We start from the raw sequence: 3,557 nt of genomic DNA on the forward strand, positions 1-3,557 counted from the left end.
GTATATGGGTGATGTTACCGGTGACCTTAACCGTCGTCGTGGTATGATGGAAGGTATGGATAGCCGTAATAACGCACAGGTTATTAAAGCTAAAGTTCCGTTGAGTGAAATGTTTGGTTATGTAACGCAATTGCGTTCCCTGTCTTCCGGACGTGCCTCTTCTACCATGGAATTTTCTCACTATGCTCCTGCACCTAATAATATTGCAGAAGAAGTGATTGCAAAAATCAAAGGAAAAGTAAACGCTTAATAGTAAAACCGGCTTCGGCCGGTTTTTTTATGCCATTTTCATTTATGCATCATTGTTGCATAAATAATTCAGGCCCTCCCTCTTGACAATATGCACTGCCCTGAATTACTTTTATGCCCTCTACCAGATTGTTCTCCTCATCCATTCCTGAAAAATCCCCAGAAACGTTTTTTAAGGTTCCGTACCAAGCATCCTTCCAAAGCCATATCGAACAGTATATTTTCTTAACCTAAACCTGGCTTATATGGCTATTACTTTTACATGCCCCTACACGACTGTTTCAAATAACAGTCAGCTACAACCGAAAACCGGTTTTCAGTTTTCAAAACTCCGCAAATTTGCCTTACTGGTATTGACCCTCTTTATTGGCTTGGGTCCTGTTGCCGCTCAATACGGACAGGGATCAGGCGATAACGATTGCCTGGATACCGAGTATGAATGGGGTTTTGATAAAAAGAATAAAAAGTGGAATAAATTCAAGAAAGACAGAAAGAAAAACAAGTTCAAATGGAATGTGTACAATCCTGCCAAGCCCGAATTGTACTACAGTTTTACACAAGACTTTTATGGGAATACCAAAGAAAGTTCCTGCACTCCGGGCGGTGAAAATATGAGCTCACTCGAGATCATAGATATGAGCATGGGTAACATGTATTACCAGACCCTGTTTTTTGGTTACCTGGATACCGAAAAATATTTCTATGCCTACCAGAGCGAAGCAGCTAAACTGCAGAAGCTGTTACCCGGAAAAGGAAAGAATGCGCTCGTAGATGGAATCTATAGTGTAGATTGGAATACACCGGTTAAAAATGGTAAAATCAACAATACTTTGCTGGCAGAAACCATTACCCTGGCATTGAACATGAACCTTACACCAGACAGGGTACTGGAAGATTTTCCATTGGAAGCCGGCCGCTACCTGGTTACCCAGGCAAGAGATCCCCGCTCTTCCTGCAGTAAACCAAGAATGCTGGATTGTGGCTGGAATGGTAATTCCAAAAAGGCCATTGATTCCTGGCGCATACCTTCCAACGTGGTAAATGCACTTGGTGAAGATAAAACCGTTTGGGGCTTATTCTGCCTGGCTGGTTTTACCATAACAGGTCGTCCCATTCCTGAAGGAGTAAGTTTAAAAGATATTGAACAAGCTGTAGTCGCTATCAACGAGGCCTTCAACGAAGGACGGTATTTTATTGGCTGGTCTGATCGCGAAGTTAACTGTGCTAATTATTGGTATTACAAATGGACGGCTGCGTTCTATCAGTGGTATGGCGGTGGTTATGGATATGGAATCAATACCGATGAATCGTTAGCTGCAAAAACACAGCCTGAAATAACTGCTACCGAAGTAAAAGCATTCCCGAACCCATTTGTAGATCGTGTAAACTTCCAGGTTAAAGCCAATGCAGACGGTCCGGTATTGGTGGAAGTATTCAATACTGCAGGACAGCGTCTTGAGTTGCTCTACACGGGTAGTATGCGTAAAGGCGAAACCAAAAACCTGGTATATGTGCCGAAAACAGGCGGAACAGAAACAATTATTTACAAAGTCACTACCAATAGCGCTAGCTTCTCAGGTAAACTGATTAAGCGACAGAACTAATAATGCGCCTTATTAAAAGAAGTTGCCTGCGGGCAACTTCTTTTAAAATATTCTATTAATGCAACAATGTTGCATTAATAAATCACTTGCTGTCTATTGACAATATCCTCTCAATAATTGTACTTTTACATAGCTACTCCAATTTTCCTACCAAAGACAATGCTGTTCCTAATCTAACCATCCTGGTTAATCCCCGTACCCAAGATCCCCGTAAAGCCAGTTGTCATTTTTATTCCGTTCACTAATTGTACCGACATGGCTTTTAAACTATTCCGCAATCAAAGCATTGCATCCGTAGCAGTATTTGCAGCCAGTTATCTGCTTGGCAATCCCAGCTTTTCCCAATCCGTTCAGGATTATTCCATACTGAAAAAAAAGTCGCTCACTGAAACCGTTTCCTGGTCCATGCCGTTTCAGCCGGCAGAAGAAGTGCTAAACAACTATGATCATGCGCTTCGTGATAAAACACCTGTATCGTTAAACACCTATTTGCCCGATCAGTATGCAGGTATGCCGGCAGGTAGTATTGCCGATAAACGGGCCAACCGGCAGGAGATCGTTCTCCGGTCCAGGAAAGGAACCGAATTATTCCGGCTGAAAGCCGACCAGCTAATTACCCTGCAGGCCTTGTTATTAGGGAAAGTGCACGACCCCGTCTTCTTCGCCCAGGTGGTGGTGAAAGATCAGGCAGATGCAGGTACCATTGAAATGAACCGTTCCTTGGTTCGCCAATTGCTTGCGTTGGCTTTAAATCGCTCGAGGCAAGGAAATGAACTGTTGAATGATTTCCGGTTAGAATTTGGCAATTGGCTGGTAACACAACAGTTGAAACCTGCTCAGCAGGGGAACACGGCTTATTTATCGCCCTGTGGAGCAGGGGAGGATAACCGTATTGTATATTCCTGGAAATTCCCGTCGTCGCTGAAAGAAGTTTTAGGAGCGGATAATACGGTAGAAGCCTTAAACGATCTGGCGGTGGAAGTATTGGCTGGCAATCAAACCCTTTCCAAACACCAACTGAATGATTTGTATACCGCTGTCCGGATCGTTAACGAAGCATTTGAAAATGGCCGGTTTTTGCTGGGATGGAGTCATCAGTTTATAACCTGTTCCAACAGCTGGATTTTACGCTGGAAATTATTAACCCCAGTACCGGAATTGCCGGTTGATGAGAAATCATATACAACCCGTGCAAAACTAGTTAGTGGGCAGGGGCAACGGTTTCTTGAAGTTACCGCTAACCAGGATTCAAAAGTTTTGATTGAGTTGTATTCAGAAAAAGGAAGCAGGCTCGAAAAGTATTACCACAGCCAGCTTTCAGCAGGTAATACCGTCCGTTTTGAAATAAAAGCGGAGGAGCAGAATGAACGACTTGTTTATAAAGTTACTGCGGATGGCAGAACCTATTCGGGCCTGATTCCCTACCTTCAGGATCCAATAGAATAAATCCATGCGAATTTTTTTACTATTCACCGTATTAATGGTGGCAGGCGTGGCTAATGCACAAGGCCCCCTTCAATGGACTCCCGATGGCAACGGCTACTTTCGCCGCAATAAAAATGAGATTCAATACTATTCTCTGACAGGCGCAAAGGATTCGGTGTTTCTGCGTGCTGCTCAGCTTACACCTGAAGGTGCAGCAGCGCCGCTTGTTATTAAATCCTGGTCGCTTTCGGAACAGCAGGATAAGGTGTTGTTGTTTAC

Annotated in this window: 3 protein-coding genes and 1 pseudogene; all 4 read left to right on the top strand. The window is 43.6% G+C overall.

Annotated features, from left to right (window positions below):
* Nucleotides 1-250: pseudogene (gene fusA, locus A1D16_RS03320) on the top strand (elongation factor G); the annotation flags it as partial.
* A 244-nt stretch (nt 251-494) separates the two neighbouring features.
* Nucleotides 495-1,853 (top strand): T9SS type A sorting domain-containing protein, encoded by a 1,359-nt coding sequence (locus tag A1D16_RS03325; protein ID WP_290707798.1) that lies wholly within the window; start codon nt 495-497, stop codon nt 1,851-1,853.
* A 255-nt stretch (nt 1,854-2,108) separates the two neighbouring features.
* Complete coding sequence (locus A1D16_RS03330; RefSeq protein ID WP_290707799.1) at nt 2,109-3,299, top strand: hypothetical protein; 1,191 nt, start codon at nt 2,109-2,111, stop codon at nt 3,297-3,299.
* A 4-nt stretch (nt 3,300-3,303) separates the two neighbouring features.
* On the top strand, nt 3,304-3,557 hold a 254-nt coding region (locus A1D16_RS03335), incomplete at its 3' end, for a hypothetical protein (RefSeq protein WP_290707800.1).

This window comes from Flavihumibacter sp. CACIAM 22H1, from assembly GCF_001601815.1.
In the GTDB taxonomy this organism is placed as follows: domain Bacteria; phylum Bacteroidota; class Bacteroidia; order Chitinophagales; family Chitinophagaceae; genus Flavihumibacter.